Here is a 15,182-nt window from a genome sequence, read left to right on the forward strand (position 1 = left end):
TCGGCATAACAGGATTATCCATTATACAATGAGCTGCAAGAAGCCATGATTTTCTTGAACCAACAGCCTCATCTTCCTTTGTGAATTGGGAAGATGAGGCTGTTGGGCGTTTTTGCTGTGCCTGCTGTTATAAAGTCTGTCCGCTGTCGACGGTAATGATCTGTCCGGTTAAGGCCTCTTGCACAACAACCGAGCAGATGAACCGGGCGATATCTTCCGCTGTGGCGATCTGCTGCAGCAGAAGATTGGGAGCCAGGCGCAGCATCTGCGCTTCCCGGCCGGTCCACCATCTCGTCGCGACGGCTCCCGGAGCCACAGCATTGACCCGGATCTCCGGTGAAAGCGCGCGGGCCAGTGACTTGGTAAGTCCATGTACGGCGGCTTTGGACACCGCATAAGGAAGAGAGGAGCCGGAGCCGGTATTTCCGGCAATGCTGCCGAGGTTGACAATGGCTCCCTGCTTGCTTTGCTTCATATAAGGAGCCACTGCCCGGGCGCAAAAGAACATTCCTTTGACGTTGACATCCAATAATTGATCCCAGACTTCTTCCGTAGCTGCATCGAGATCCTCCAGAGGGATGTGCTTTGTAATGCTGGCATTATTGATGAGCACATCCACACGGCCGAATGTTGCTGCGATTTGTTCAACCATCGCCCGGACTTCGACGTCCCGTGAAACATCGGCCTGTACCGCGATGGCCTGTCCGCCTTGATCAATGATCTGTTGAACAGTTTCCAGCGCTTCCTGTTCCGAACGGGAATAATTAACAGCGACCACCGCCCCGAGCCGTGCCAGCTCAAGGCTTGTGGCTCTGCCTATGCCGGTACCCCCGCCTGTTACGAGCGCCACTTTGTTTGTAAGCTCCATCTGCATCCACTCCTTGAATATCTTTTTGGGTTGATACAGACTATTTTATAGAGCATACTTGGTTTTGTATAATTGAACTTATTGAAGTGATGATTCATTAATATTGAATCTTGATGGGGGAATGGAAATGGACTTCAAGGCGCTGATTACCTTCCAGACGATCGTAAGCACAGGAAGCTTTAACCGTGCGGCGGAAGAGCTGAATTATGCCCAGTCGACGATTACAATGCAAATACAGAAGCTGGAATCACAGCTGGGGGTACAGTTGCTCGAACGCGGCAAGGGGATTAGCTTAACGGAAGCCGGGCGGCTATTCCATGAACAGAGCCTGCTCATTGTGAAGGACATGGAACGGTTGCAGAGCAGTCTCGCGGAAATGAAATCTGGCGAGGCGGGGAGTGTCCGTCTGGGTGCAACCGATCCTACTGCCAGCTATCGGCTGCCTCGTCTTTTGCAGCAATTCATGAGCCTTTACCCCAAGATTGAAATCTCGGTAGATATCGCCGGAACGCCGGCGCTCACCGAGCGGCTGCTCCGCGGGGAACTCGACATGGTGCTGTGTTCAGCACCGGAGCTGGGAAAGGAGCTGCACTTTGAGCCTCTGTTCATGGAGAAATTCGTGCTGTTAATGCCGGAGGACCATTCGCTCGCTGACCTGCCGGAGGTGACTCCAGATCATCTTCGCGGACATCGGCTGCTGATTACGGCCGTCAATTGCCCCTACCGCAAAAAATTGGAGAGCGTACTGCAGGAATTCGCCGGACCGCCGCTGAATACCATGGAAGTCGGCAGTATGACAGCGCTGAAATTCTACGTAGAGGCTGGTTTAGGCCTTGCGTTTGTCCCTGAGTCTACACTTGCGCCCGTACCGGCGGGAACGGCAGTGCGGCAGCTGGCAGGAGGAGCTGTAGACATGGCCTGCGGAATCGCCTGCAGAGTGGCTGGTTATCCGCTCCGGTCGGCCAGCTTGAGACTGTATCAATTTCTGAAACGGGAGCTGTCGTTATGCTAACTTTGCAACAAGACAAGATAGATGGGACGAGACGAGAAGAGGAAAGGTGAGATGAGATCAGATGAGTGGAGCGAAACTGGATTTACAGCGGATTGTTGTGATTGGGCGGACCTTTGAGGAATATTTGCGGATGTTTAATTTGCAGCGTGAGGAGCTGGCCGGGCGGAGAATACTCGATTGTCCTGCGGGTGTTTGCTCTTTCACGGCTGCGGCGAATCAGCTCGGCGCTGAAGCCGTCGCCGCTGATATTGCCTACTGCCATTCTGCGGAAGTTCTGATGGAGAAGGGAATCAAGGATATTCAGCACGCTATACTGCAGCTTGGGAAGGTGCAGCAGAATTTCCTGTGGAATGAGTTTAAATCCATCGAAGAGCTGAAGCAGGCAAGAACCGAAGCGTTAACAGCCAGCACTTTGGACAGACAACAGAACGAGGAACGTTATATTTCGGCGGTGCTCCCGCAGCTGCCTTTTGCCGATCTAAGTTTTGAGCTTACATTATCCGCGCATTTTCTATTCATGTATAGTGACCGTCTGGACTATGATTTTCATCTCCAGAGTCTGCAGGAGCTGATGCGTGTGACAAGTGAAGAAATCCGCATCTTCCCACTGATCGATCTATCCGGCCGCAGATATGAAGAAATGGACCGTTTAATAGAATATATTCACACTCAGGGCTGGAATACAGAAGAGCTTAAAGTCTCCTATGAATTCCAAAAAGGCGCAAACAGCATGCTGCGGATGACGAGGAGCAGAGGAATGCAGTCTGCATAGAATACAACTAATAAAGCAAACCATGGAACCGCCCGCATTGCTGTGAGGTTAAATTTCATTTCATATCAGCTGTTGCGATATTGCGGTAAAAGTACCCGCTAATTTGAGCTGAAAACCCCTTTTTGGCATAATATAGGGAATTGTTACCGCTAACGTGGAGATAAACCCCAATGATCCCTGGTAACATAAAATTAGAGGGCGGGATTCCCGTTAGTTGTTCATTTCTTGGAATAAGGACTATATTAGCGGCAGCATTTCCCGTTAATGAGGATAGGCATCAAAATGAAGCAAGGGTGCTCCCGCATAACACACATAAACCTCTATCATTGATTGTTCATCAACAATAGAGGTTTATGTTGTAAGCACTATACCCATGTTCTTCTCAGACTCCTTATCCTATCCTTTGTTCTCAGCCGGGTAGAAATCGTCCGAGGCGGCAGTGTATTTGCCTATCCTGACCGTTAAATCTTCTCTAATCATCCTCAGGTAACGATTGGATTGATGATCAACGTTTGAGCTTTAAGAAGCTCATACCATTTCGTTCCGGGATAAATTGAAAGCTTTATTGCCAGGATCAAAGATATAGTCTCAAGCTCAGGGATTACAGCTGCAAAAGATTGCTCACGGAGAGATTTTACCTGCCCGCATTAGCGTTCCTTCTAGCAGTGTATGGTTCCTTGAGTTGATGTCTATAGTATACCCTGATCCCCATAAGCAGTAAAAAGCCGTATCATTTGAATCTGGAACCATTATACATATAACCCTCTTGTAAGCGCTATTATCCTTGCTTATTCTTAGTTTTTTAACTAATATTCCATGGATAATTGCTGCTGCTCTTAATGTATAATTCACTTATGGCGTAGGAGTTAGGAAGAATGGAAGGAGTAGAGCATATATGAAGCTGTTTCAGATGAAGACGGCGCCGCTTGGGATTGAGCGGATGACGGAGTTTGTGCAGGACAATTATGTTTGCGCCGGATATCCCGGCATCGGTGATTTGGAACAGGCAAGCCGCGAAGAAATCGCCAGACGGCTGCATCAGACCTCTGCCTACTACGGGCCGGAACTGGAAAAGGCGCTGGACAGCCTGGACATCTTTGTACATACAATGCAGGACGGAGATTATGTATTGATCTCAGACGGGGAGTGGGCCTACCTTGGCGATCTGGGCGATTATTTCTATGAGGAAGCCTGTGACCATCCGGAAGATGGCCGTTGTCACCGGAGAGGTGTAACCTGGCTGAAGAGCTTGATTAGTGCAGAGCTGAATCCTATGATGGGTGAACTGCTGGCAGATGCCCTGCCAGTCTCGCAGTATATAGGAACACTGCCGCCTGAAAGGCTGGACCTGTGGCTTGCGGATGCGGGTCTTGGAGGTATTGAGCAAACGAAACACACTGTTAAAGTTGATGCAGAGATAATTGCTGAAGCGCTGTCTGTTCTCACGGCTGCGCTGCATAGTGAAGATGCCGAGCGGCGGGAGCGGGCGGCTGCGGCTATTCTTCATTATGCGAAATGAAAGCTAACCAGAAGTGAAATTAAAGCGATTTCACTATATAATAGAGTGATGTTGTACGAAGCCTATTAAGTAAGATGCTGCTCTACAAAACTAAGCTGATGCTTCCCAAGCGAGTTTGTACGATGCTAATCAAGGAAGCAGATGCTCACAAACTTTCAGGAGGTTCCAATGGCAATTCAATATTTTTCCGACGAACGCATCTTTCATCTTCAGAGCAAGGCAACCAGCTACGTGATTCAGTTGCTGCCGACCGGAGTTCCGGCGCATGTATATTGGGGCAGAAAAATCCGTTCAACCGGTCTGTCGTCCATCCTACAGCGGACTGAACGCTGCTCCTTCTCGCCAGCCCCATATCCTGAGGACATGTCTATCTCTTACGATACGATAGCACAGGAGTACCCGGTTTATGGTGTGGGTGATTTCCGCCATCCAGCCTACCAGATCCAGGCTGAGAACGGAACTACGGCTTCCGAGGCGCTGTATGACAAACACCGCATTTACCGGGGAAAGCCTGCTCTTGAGGGGCTGCCAGCTACATATACCGAGCATGAAGAGGAAGCCGATACACTGGAGATCGAGCTGCTCGATCCTGTGGCCGGGCTGCGGATTATCCTCTGCTATACCGTATTTAATGAATTGAACGCCATTACCCGTTCTGTGCGGTTTGTCAATGAAGGCAGCCAGTCGCTGAGGCTGCTGCGTGGACTCAGCATGAGTGTGGATTTCCGTGACTCGAATTACGATATGCTTCATTTGTCCGGGTCCTGGGCGAGGGAGCGATATGTGGAACGCAGAGCACTTGCTTCCGGCATGCAGGGTATCGAGAGCCGCCGGGGAGCGAGCAGCCATGCACAGAATCCATTTATCGCCCTGCTGTCCAAAGGTGCGGATGAAGACCATGGCGAGGTATATGGCGTCAGCCTGGTTTACAGCGGCGGATTTAGCGCACAGGCTGAGGTTGAGCCGTACAAGACAACCCGCTTATCCATCGGGATTAATCCTTTCGACTTCAACTGGCTGCTGGAGCAGGGACAGGCGTTCCAGACTCCCGAAGCTGTACTGGTCTTCTCGGCGGATGGCATCGGTTCGATGTCACGGACCTATCATAAGCTGTACCGTACCCGGCTGAGCCGCGGCACCCACCGCGACCGTACCCGGCCAGTACTCGTCAATAACTGGGAAGCGACTTATTTCAATTTCACCGCCGACAAGATTGAAGACATCGCCCGTGCCGGCAGCGAGCTTGGACTGGAGCTGTTTGTGCTGGATGACGGCTGGTTCGGTCGCCGCAATGATGACCGCAGCTCACTGGGGGACTGGTTCGTGGATGCGAATAAGCTGCCGGAGGGATTGGATGATCTGGCCAAGCGTGTAAACGGGCTGGGCCTGCAATTTGGCCTCTGGTTCGAACCGGAGATGATTTCGCCGGACAGCGAACTGTACACCCGGCATCCCGATTGGTGCCTGCATGTGCCGGACCGCCGCAGAACAGAAGGACGGATGCAGCTTGTGCTCGATTTCTCCCGTGAGGATGTCTGCCAGGCGATCGGCGACAGGATTGCCGATGTGCTGCGCAGCGCGCCAATCTCCTATGTGAAATGGGATATGAACCGCAATATGACCGAAATTGGCTCTGCGCTGCTGCCGCCGGAAAGACAGCGGGAAACGGCGCACCGTTATATGCTCGGTCTTTATGGAGTGCTTGAACGGATTACCTCGGAGTTTCCGGATGTCCTGTTTGAGAGCTGCTCCGGCGGGGGAGGGCGCTTCGATCCGGGAATGCTCTATTATATGCCGCAGACCTGGACAAGCGATAATACCGATGCGATCAGCAGACTCAAAATCCAGTATGGAACGAGCATCGTCTATCCGCTTAGCTCCATGGGCAGCCATGTCTCGGCCGTGCCGAACCATCAGGTACACCGCAATACTTCTCTTGAACTGCGCGGACATGTCGCAATGTCAGGCAATTTCGGCTATGAGCTGGATCTGACAAAGTTTACGGAAGAAGAGAAGGAAACGGTAAAAGCACAGGTAGCGCTCTACAAGGAGCTGCGGCCGCTGGTGCAGTTCGGGGAGCAGTACAGACTGCTCAGCCCGTTTGAAGGCAACGAGACCGCATGGCTGATTGCGGCTGAAGATAAATCCGAGGCTGTCGTCGTGTATGCCCGGACACTGGCCGAGCCCAATGATTCACTGTATTATCTTCGCCTGAAAGGACTGGATCCCGAAGCGGATTATGAGTGGCTGGAAGGCGGAGGCGTGTATGGAGGAGATCATCTTATGTATGCAGGGCTGCCATTGCCGAATCTGCACGGTGATTTCCAGAGCGTGCTCTGGCGTTTCCGCAGAGTCTAGGATTTAACCGGTTGTTATTATCATAAAAGGCCTTGCCGCGATACTGCGGCAAGGCCTTTTTGCAGGTTGCAAGGGTCCATCTCAGAAGAATTCAACAAACTCATTTACCGGCTTGCGGTAGCCGCGCGGTCTGATCTTGCGTTTGTAATCTTTGCCGATGGTAATCATCAGAGCCGGCACAAGATGGTCCGGGATATTGAGGGTGGCCTTGATGGCTTCGGGATCAAAGCCGATCATCGGGCAGGTATCCCAGCCTTTATCCTTGGCAATCAGCATGAACTGCATGGCGGACAGGGAGGCGTTGCGAATGGCTTCATCACGCTGGAAAGCATCATTTCCTTCATAGGCATCGTTGATGGATTGAATGGTGTTATCATATTCCTCCTGGCTCATAGCGCCAAGCAATTTCAGTCCGCTGTAAATTTCCGGTGCCTGCTGATAGGCAAGCTTATCTCCGAGCACAATAATAACGGCGGAAGCCGTGTGGATTTTATATTGGTCATAAGCACCTCTGCGGATTTCCTCCTTCAGTGCCGGATCGCTGATCACCTTGTAATGTGTATGCTGCAAATTGGAGCTTGAAGGGGCGAGCCGGGTGAGAGAGAACATGTCCTCCAGTTCGTTTTGCGGGATCTTGATCCCTTCCACGAAATTCATAGCTGATCTGCGGGATTGCACCAAATCTGTAAAAGTACTCATGATAAATACCTCCAAATGGTTATAAATTAATAGTTAATAAATATCAATAACTTATGTAAATAAACCTACTTACTAATGGTTACTTACTTAAGATAGCACGGCAATTGGGAATCGTCAATGATGAATTACACTAAATCGTGAAATTAAGTTCAAATAGAAGATAATTAATAAAAACGACAGAAAAGAAGTGATTTTAATCACAAAATAAGGTTATAGAGGCAAAAAGATTGTGACGTTTATTACATAATAGGTGTTATAATAGATGTATGGGTTATTGAATTGACTATTATCAAGCGTTACAAGCTAATGCAGAGGAGAGTCCAACAATGTCAGAAACAATTACGCAAACCACTCCTGAACAGGAAGCACCGAAAGCCTCTTTAACCAAAGAGGATGTTCTGGATCAGCTTTTGAAGCCGGAAGTTCAGGAATCATTAACAACCTTGATAGAACAGCTGCCGCAGCTTACACAGCTTGTAGGTGTATTAACGAAGTCTATGGACTTTGTACAGTCGGTTGCATCCGATGAAGTACTCAAGAATGATACGGTGGGCGCTATTAAAGAAATTGCCGAGCCGGTAGTAGGTTCCGTCAAGAATATGGCGGCTACTGTGATCGAGGCGAAAGACCGGGCAAATGAAACCAGCGAGACGATCAGCGTGTTCGGAATGATGAAGATGATTAAGGATCCGCAGGTTCAGAAGCTTCTCCGTTTTATGAATGCTTACCTGCAAGTCAGCGGCGAACGCAGCCAGCAGAAATAATTAATTCTAATCTCATACGTAAGGACGGAGGAAACATCATATGTCAAAACATATTGTTATTCTAGGAGCAGGTTACGGCGGATTGCTGAGTGCCTTGACAGTGCGCAAATATATGAGCAAGGCTGAAGCAAAGATCACAGTTGTCAACCAGTTTCCAACCCACCAGATTATTACCGAATTGCATCGTCTTGCCGCAGGCAGCGTGGAAGAGAAAGCTGTTGCTATGCCGCTGGCGAAGCTTTTTGCCGGTAAAGACATTGATCTTAAAATTGCCAAAGTAAAATCCTTCTCCGTTGAAAGCAAACAAATTGCGCTCTCGGATGGCACGAATCTTACTTACGATGCCCTTGTTGCGGGCCTTGGCAGCACGACGGCTTATTTTGGAATTCCGGGACTTGAACAATACAGCATGGTATTGAAATCGGCTGCCGACGCCAATAAAATTCACGGGCATATCGAAGACCGGATCCGTGAGTACGCAAAAACCGGCAATGAAGCTGACGCGACGATTCTAATCGGCGGTGGCGGATTGACGGGTGTTGAGCTTGTAGGTGAAATTGCCGACGTGCTGCCGAAGTTCACCAAACGTTATGGGGTGGATCAAAAAGCGATCAAGCTGCTGCTCGTGGAAGCAGGTCCGAAGATTCTCCCGGTACTGCCCGATCACCTGATCGAACGCGCTACATCAAGTCTTGCTGCACGCGGCGTACAATTCCTGACTGGTCTAGCCGTTACCAATGTGGAGGGCAACACCATTGATCTGAAGGATGGCCAGAAAATTGTGGCCAACACATTCGTATGGACCGGCGGTGTACAAGGAAATCCGCTGATCGGTGAATCCGGTCTTGAAGTTAACCGTGGACGTGCAACGGTAAATGAATTCCTGCAATCCACATCGCATCCTGATGTATTTGTTGCTGGTGACAGTGCTGTTGTATTTGCTCCGGACGGCCGTCCTTATCCGCCGACTGCACAAATCGCCTGGCAGATGGGTGAGCTGATCGGCTATAATCTGTATGCTTACCTGAACAATAAATCGCTGGATACCTTTAGTCCGGTCAATTCGGGCACACTCGCCAGCCTGGGCCGTAAAGACGGGGTTGCTATTATCGGCGGCAACTCAACGCCATTAAAAGGCTTGCCTGCAACGATGATGAAAGAAGCAAGCAACATCCGTTATCTGACACATATCAAAGGTTTGTTCAGTCTGGCGTATTAATATTCATTAGCCGGTTTTGCTGGAAGCAGTTCATAGGATCCCCTTTTAGTTACCCGAAAACACCTGGTTTTTTCTTGAGGTGCGGGTGCTGGAAGGGGATCTTTTTTCTGTGCTGAATTACATAGTTAATAACTGGAAATTAATTTAAACTGAATTTGTTTTTGGATGTATATTGAATACGTGTGGTAACAGGAGGCCGGTATGATGCTGTTTTATAGATACACACAAAAAAGCGCACCGGCGGTTATTTTCATCTCCGGCTTGGGAGACGGGGGTGATTCCTGGAGTGGGGTACAGGATCGGATAGCGGCGTTAACGACAACCCTCTCCTATGACAGGGCCGGAATCGGTGCAAGCACAGCAGCATCGGGTCCCCGTACCTGTGATGACCTGGTTCAGGAACTGCATAGGTTACTGTCCAAGCTGGCAGTGGAGCCGCCGTATATCTTGGTAGGACATTCTTTTGGCGGATTGGTCGCCAGACAGTTTGCCGCAAAATTTCGCTCCCGCACAGCGGGACTTGTTCTGGTGGATGGCGTACCGGAGTATAAGGAGCTTGCTTATGAGGAGGTTCTGCCCGTGCATTTGATCCCGGCAAACAGGGCTTATCTGGAGAATCCTCTGCTGAACAGCGAGAACATTGACAAGCTGGCGAGTTATAGGCAGATAGCTGAAACTGAGCTCCAATGGCCGGGTACTCACCCGATGTCGATTATTACAAGAGGGCTCCCTGATGAAGGAGAAGGGGATTGGCCGTCGACTGCAATCCTCGAGCTGGAGCAGAAGCTGCAGAGGGGATTCTTGCGGTGGTCTGCGGCTGGCCGCCAGAGGATCGCGGGAGGCAGCGGGCACTATATTCACCATGATGAGCCGGAGATTGTCATTGAAGAGATTACGGCAATGATTGCACAATGTACCAATAGACCTGAAGGGGTGGAAGAATGACGGATACAAGAAACGGGCTAAAGCTGGATTTGCAAAGAATCGAGGAGGAACATTATCAGCTGCGTGATGGTGAAGCGGCAGGAGATTACATCAGCCGGATGCTGGAGTATATCGGCGACCCGGATCCGGAGCTTCGGGATTTGCTTATTTATCCGACATTTTATGAATGGATATCTGAGCAGCAGTTGTTCACCACAGATGAGCTGCGCAGCTTGCTTGGAGTATTGACCGATGAGCGGCATTTGTTCTACGACATCGGCGGTTCAGGAGACCAAAGTGTATTCACGCGGACCTTCTCTGTGTTGCCGGCAGCTTTGATTATACAGCAGCACAGACTGCAGCCATTTCTGGAGGAAGCTGATTTCATGAGTTTGAAGGATTCGCTTCTCCGCTACTACAGAACAGAGAAGGATTTACGCGGCTATCTGGAAGAAAACGGCTGGGCCCACGCTGCTGCCCACGCGGCAGATGCACTGGATGAACTGGTGAAGTGCCCGGAGAGTGATGCGGCGGTGCAGCTGGAAGTCCTGGATGCGGTACAGGGTATGCTCCAGAACGGCACGTACATTTTCAATGAAGAAGAGGATGAGCGGATAGCCACTATCGTCGACTCCATGGTATTCCATAGCCTGCTTCCGGAGGAACAGCTTGCCGGCTGGATTAGCGCTCTCGGGGAATGCGGCAGCCTGCCGAGGACCCGCAGTGTGGATATTAACCGGATCAATTGCAAAAATTTCCTCCGGGCTCTCTATTTCAGACGGGGCAGCCATATCCGTGGACAACAGCTTGAGGGGACTTTCATGTCTGCCGAAATAAATTTAAATAAGTTCACAATGCGAAGTGCGCTTTGAAATCCTGCCATAATTGAGGGTGTCCGGAGAAATTCTATTTGATATAATGGAATATGTTTATACCATTCAGTGGTTTTATAGGAGGATTTAAACATGGGATTTAAAGAAAACGATATCATTTTGTTCCAGGGTGACAGTATCACCGATTGCGGGCGCAATTATGAAGACGCTTCATCACTGGGCGTAGGTTATGCAATGATGGCCGCCGCACGTCTCGGGCTGCAGTATCCGGAGAAGAATCTGACGTTCATTAACCGGGGAATCAGCGGCAACCGCATTACGGATTTGCAGCTGCGCTGGGATAAGGATTGCCTGGACTTGAAGCCGACCTGGGTGTCCATTTATATCGGGATTAATGATACCTGGCGCCGCTTTGACTCCGGCCAAGAAACTACTGCTGCCGAGTTTGAAGCCGCTTACCGTGATTTGATCGAGCGTACAATGAGTGCGCTGGATGCCAAGCTGGTGCTGATTGAGCCGTTCGTACTGCCTGTGCCGGAAGACCGCAAGAATTGGCGTCAGGATTTGGATCCCAAAATCCATGTTGTGCGTGAATTGGCACGTGAGTACGGGGCCCCGCTGGTTCCGCTCGACGGCCTGTTCGCTGCGGCTTCCGTTAAAGCGGAGCCAGCGTTCTGGGCAGGGGATGGCGTGCATCCTTCTTCGGCCGGACATGCCCTCATTGCCGAAGCCTGGCTGAAAGCGGTAGGAGCAATTAACTAGAACGCCTAATGATTTTGTTAAAGCTATCCCATCTGAGTGTGTTCAGAGACCGGTCCGTTATTTTATAGCGGACCGGTCTTTTTGATGCGCGGAGCTGAAAATTGGATGAGGCAGACCAATGCACGGACATTTCACTCTGCACCTGAAGACTGTTATAATTGTAGGGTACATATTACCGATACTTCATCTAACAAGCTCATGGCTAAGCCTGAATAAACGGAAGGAATTCTCAGAGCCACCGGGCGTCAGCACAAACCTCAAGATGAAGCTAGTGTTCGGAGAAGCGTATCAGGAATACATTATTTATGAAGAGGTTAACAATCTATACCGAAATAATAAATATCGAGTACATCTTATAGAGCGAGAGGAATGTTAAAAGAATGACGAGCGATACAGCAGAGGATTTGCAAGGTCTGAAAGCAGCCGGCAAGGTGGTAGGTTACACTATCGCCGAGATGAAGAAACATGTAAAACCAGGTATGACGACTGCCGAGCTTGATGCGGTGGGGGCGAAGATCCTGGAGCAATTTGGTGCAAAATCGGCTCCGAAGGTTACCTATAATTTTCCGGGCAGCACCTGCATCAGCATTAATGAAGAGGTGGCTCACGGCATTCCCGGCTCACGCGTCATTAACCCCGGTGATCTGATTAATATTGACGTATCGGCCGAGCTTAACGGTTATTACAGTGACTCCGGCGTTTCTTTTCAACTGCCGCCCTATAACGAGAAGCTTGTACATCTGTGCCGCAGCACGGAGGAAACCATGATGAGCGTAATCAATCATCTTCGAGCAGGCATGAAGGTGAATGAGATTGGCAGAGTGATGGAGAGTGAAGCACGCAAACGCGGCTACAAAATCGTACGCAATTTATGCAGCCACGGCATCGGGAAATCACTGCATGAGAAGCCTTTCGAAATTCTCCCGTTTTATAATCCGCGGGTAACTACGGTGCTTAAAGAAAATCAGGTCATTACGATTGAGCCGTTCCTGTCTACCGGGGCTGACTTTGTAGAACAGCAGTCGGACGGGTGGACACTGAGTGTGAAGGACAATAGCCGGGTAGCACAGTATGAGCACACCATTATAATTACTAAGGGCAAACCGATCATTCTGACAAGCGCATAGAACCCTGCCGAGGGTGAGAGGAGCTAGCGAAGTTGAAAATGGCCTTTATTCTTTTTGATGGAATTACTTTTCTCGATTTTGCCGGATTCTATGATGTTATCTACCGGCTGGGACAATTTGCCCCAGGTGAAGGGCTGGAATGGGATATTTGCGGTGTTGCGGAAGAAGTGACCGATGAGCTGGGGCTTACGGTCAAGATCGGCACAGTATTGCCGGATCTGTCGCAATATGATTTAGTCTTCGTACCCGGCGGGATGGGAACGAGAAGGCTCCGGACCGATGAGTCCTTTATCTCTTGGCTGCGGGGAGCCGCCAATGTGCCTTATAAGGTTTCTGTATGCACAGGCTCACTGCTGCTGGGAGCCGCCGGATTTCTGGAGGGACGCAGTGCAACGACGCATCCCGCTGCGTACGATCTGCTGGCGCCCTATTGTGGCAGTGTGGTGAAGACGCGGATTGTACAGGACGGCAGTATAATTACCGGTGGAGGGGTGTCTGCCTCCATTGATTTGGGGCTGCATGTCATGTCACTGCTTGCCGGTGAAGAGGCCATGCTCTCCGTGAAGAAGCAAATTGATTATCCTTATGTGATGCAGGGCATTGTACAGCGGCAATAAGCTGTCCAGGAAAACGGGGGAATTAGGATGACTGTAACTAAGACGGTGCCAGTGCCGATTCGGGAATGGATGGAGACGGAGGAGCAGTGGCCCCTGCTTGCCGGTTATATGCTGGACGGGAGCGGCCTGCCCGGACCACGAGCCAATCTGGAGCTGGCAGAGAGCTTCGCGATGTCTTTTGCCCGGCCTTCTGTAACGGAGACCTCATGGGCAATGCTTTCGTCATGGGCGCTTATTTCGGACCACGAGGCTGCTGCTAATGATCCCCGCGAGTTTCTGCCTTTTTGTGCTGTACAGGCCAGCTGTGCGCATTACGGGTATGCTGATGCAGTGCGGCGCACCCTGACAGAAGGCCTGCTGAAGACTGCCATGAATGATTACAGATGGCGGCTGCGCGAGGCCGCGGCGCTCGGTCTGCAGACCATTGGAGAATATGATTTTTCGCTTCTGCAGGGACTGCTGGATTCATGGAAAGCGGAGGCTACACTGCTGGAACAGCGCGCCTTTGTTGCCGCTTTAGCCCATCCGCCGCTGCTCAAGGAGCAGATCAACGCACGGTATAGCCTGGATCTGGCCGGCGGCATTATGGAAGGCATCCTCTCCTCTGAGCCGGGACAAGGCGATCGGGAGCATTATCGCGTGTTGTCCAAGGGTTTAGAATATAGTCTCAGTCTGTTTGTGGCCAGCGAGCCGGAAGCAGGTTTTGCTATGCTCCGCAGATTTGTACAGAGCGGCGATCCCCGGATGCTGAAGATTGTGAAGAGCAATCTGGGCAAAGCCCGGCTGAGTAAAAAATATCCGGACCAGGTTGCGGACCTCCTCACAGCATTGACAATGTGCTAAAATGTAACTATTATTGTTGCATCCAAAGCATTCTTTTGTTTAGGGCAATAAAGGAGAGATTTCCATGAACATCAGCACCCGGTTTGCGGTGGCTATTCATATTCTTACGTTAATCGACAGCAACAAGGAAGGCAAAAGCACCTCCGAATGGATCGCTGGCAGTGTCAATACCAACCCGGTGGTCATACGCAGAATTACAGGCATGCTGAACAAAGCGGGACTGGTTGATGTCCGTCCCGGTGTGGCCGGAGCCAAGCTGAACCGCACTGCAGCTGAGATCACGCTGCTGGAGATTTATCGGGCGGTTAATGCGGTGGAGGAGGATTCTTTATTCTCCGTGCATGAGCACCCGAATCCCGATTGTCCGGTTGGCAAGAACATCGCCGGTGCCATCGTGCCTGTATTCTCCCTCGCCCAGAAAGCGATGGAGAATGTGCTGCAGGAGGTTACCTTGGACCAGATTATAAATCAGATCTCTGTTTACTGAGCAGGGAAGGGGATTAAGAGTAATTTAAGTAAACTTTTAGCAAAAACTTATGTTTCTTTAAGGTTTCAGGAGTATATTAAAGATCTCCACCCCCCAGTGGATGCATTTTTGCTAGGAGCCTGCCGTGCCTCGGCAGGCTCCAATTTTTTTGGTTTGCTGCAATCCGATGATTCTACAAAATTCAGCAAACCTTTATTAAATTTTCATCCGGATTTAAGCTTTGCCGGTTATAGTAGTCACATGACCCCCTTATAATAGACCTTGACCCTGCCGGACGCTGGCAGGGTCACTTTTTTGTTCCTGTATAAGGAAATGGAGAGCGCGATAACGTAGCGGGAGCTTTACACAATATTCCAAATGAATTAGACTGACACAAGG

The 15,182-nt window shown here is 50.3% G+C and carries 15 protein-coding genes; 13 read left to right on the forward strand and 2 right to left on the reverse strand.

Going from position 1 to position 15,182, the window contains the following annotated elements:
• Positions 1 to 127: 127 nt before the first annotated feature.
• Positions 128 to 868: an SDR family NAD(P)-dependent oxidoreductase gene (locus tag ACAN56_RS06690; RefSeq protein WP_038590269.1), complete on the reverse strand. Its 741-nt coding sequence runs from the start codon at positions 866 to 868 to the stop codon at positions 128 to 130.
• A 127-nt stretch (positions 869 to 995) separates the two neighbouring features.
• Between ACAN56_RS06690 and ACAN56_RS06695 the strand changes: the two genes are divergently transcribed.
• The 4 genes from ACAN56_RS06695 to ACAN56_RS06710 all read left to right on the forward strand — a co-directional run bounded on the left by ACAN56_RS06695 (position 996) and on the right by ACAN56_RS06710 (position 6,529).
• Positions 996 to 1,880, forward strand: coding sequence for a LysR family transcriptional regulator (locus ACAN56_RS06695; protein ID WP_038590272.1), 885 nt, complete (start codon positions 996 to 998; stop codon positions 1,878 to 1,880).
• Positions 1,881 to 1,941: 61 nt separating this feature from the next.
• The gene (locus ACAN56_RS06700) at positions 1,942 to 2,652 is read left to right on the forward strand and encodes an SAM-dependent methyltransferase (protein ID WP_038590275.1); all 711 of its coding nucleotides are present in this window, start codon (positions 1,942 to 1,944) and stop codon (positions 2,650 to 2,652) included.
• An 895-nt stretch (positions 2,653 to 3,547) separates the two neighbouring features.
• Positions 3,548 to 4,171, forward strand: a complete 624-nt coding sequence (locus ACAN56_RS06705; protein WP_038590278.1) for a hypothetical protein — start codon at positions 3,548 to 3,550, stop codon at positions 4,169 to 4,171.
• 168 nt (positions 4,172 to 4,339) lie between these two features.
• Entirely contained in the window at positions 4,340 to 6,529 is a 2,190-nt protein-coding gene (locus ACAN56_RS06710; protein WP_379141490.1) for an alpha-galactosidase, read from the forward strand.
• Between the two features lie 81 nt (positions 6,530 to 6,610).
• Here the strand turns inward: ACAN56_RS06710 and ACAN56_RS06715 are convergent, their stop codons facing one another.
• Positions 6,611 to 7,228: a nitroreductase family protein gene (locus ACAN56_RS06715; protein WP_038590284.1), complete on the reverse strand. Its 618-nt coding sequence runs from the start codon at positions 7,226 to 7,228 to the stop codon at positions 6,611 to 6,613.
• A 326-nt stretch (positions 7,229 to 7,554) separates the two neighbouring features.
• Here ACAN56_RS06715 and ACAN56_RS06720 point away from each other — a divergent pair, with 326 nt between their 5' ends.
• The 9 genes from ACAN56_RS06720 to ACAN56_RS06760 all read left to right on the forward strand — a co-directional run bounded on the left by ACAN56_RS06720 (position 7,555) and on the right by ACAN56_RS06760 (position 14,804).
• Entirely contained in the window at positions 7,555 to 7,992 is a 438-nt protein-coding gene (locus ACAN56_RS06720; protein WP_379141494.1) for a helical membrane plugin domain-containing protein, read from the forward strand.
• A gap of 40 nt (positions 7,993 to 8,032) precedes the next feature.
• Positions 8,033 to 9,211, forward strand: a complete 1,179-nt coding sequence (locus ACAN56_RS06725; protein WP_379141496.1) for an NAD(P)/FAD-dependent oxidoreductase — start codon at positions 8,033 to 8,035, stop codon at positions 9,209 to 9,211.
• Between the two features lie 201 nt (positions 9,212 to 9,412).
• On the forward strand, positions 9,413 to 10,156 hold the full coding sequence (locus tag ACAN56_RS06730) for an alpha/beta fold hydrolase (RefSeq protein WP_379141499.1): 744 nt from the start codon (positions 9,413 to 9,415) through the stop codon (positions 10,154 to 10,156).
• Complete coding sequence (locus tag ACAN56_RS06735; RefSeq protein ID WP_379141501.1) at positions 10,153 to 11,007, forward strand: DUF2785 domain-containing protein; 855 nt, start codon at positions 10,153 to 10,155, stop codon at positions 11,005 to 11,007. The genes ACAN56_RS06730 and ACAN56_RS06735 overlap by 4 nt, the downstream gene beginning before the upstream one ends.
• A gap of 93 nt (positions 11,008 to 11,100) precedes the next feature.
• Positions 11,101 to 11,730, forward strand: coding sequence for an SGNH/GDSL hydrolase family protein (locus ACAN56_RS06740; RefSeq protein ID WP_379141505.1), 630 nt, complete (start codon positions 11,101 to 11,103; stop codon positions 11,728 to 11,730).
• 380 nt (positions 11,731 to 12,110) lie between these two features.
• Complete coding sequence (map, locus tag ACAN56_RS06745) at positions 12,111 to 12,857, forward strand: type I methionyl aminopeptidase (RefSeq protein WP_038590301.1); 747 nt, start codon at positions 12,111 to 12,113, stop codon at positions 12,855 to 12,857.
• A gap of 32 nt (positions 12,858 to 12,889) precedes the next feature.
• Complete coding sequence (locus tag ACAN56_RS06750; protein ID WP_038590304.1) at positions 12,890 to 13,474, forward strand: DJ-1/PfpI family protein; 585 nt, start codon at positions 12,890 to 12,892, stop codon at positions 13,472 to 13,474.
• Between the two features lie 27 nt (positions 13,475 to 13,501).
• Positions 13,502 to 14,317: a hypothetical protein gene (locus ACAN56_RS06755; RefSeq protein ID WP_379141508.1), complete on the forward strand. Its 816-nt coding sequence runs from the start codon at positions 13,502 to 13,504 to the stop codon at positions 14,315 to 14,317.
• 64 nt (positions 14,318 to 14,381) lie between these two features.
• A complete protein-coding gene (locus tag ACAN56_RS06760) occupies positions 14,382 to 14,804 on the forward strand; it encodes an Rrf2 family transcriptional regulator (protein ID WP_379141510.1) in 423 nt (140 codons plus the stop codon).
• The last annotated feature ends 378 nt before the right edge of the window (positions 14,805 to 15,182 follow it).

The organism is Paenibacillus paludis (assembly GCF_042610515.1).
Lineage (GTDB): Bacteria > Bacillota > Bacilli > Paenibacillales > Paenibacillaceae > Paenibacillus_AQ.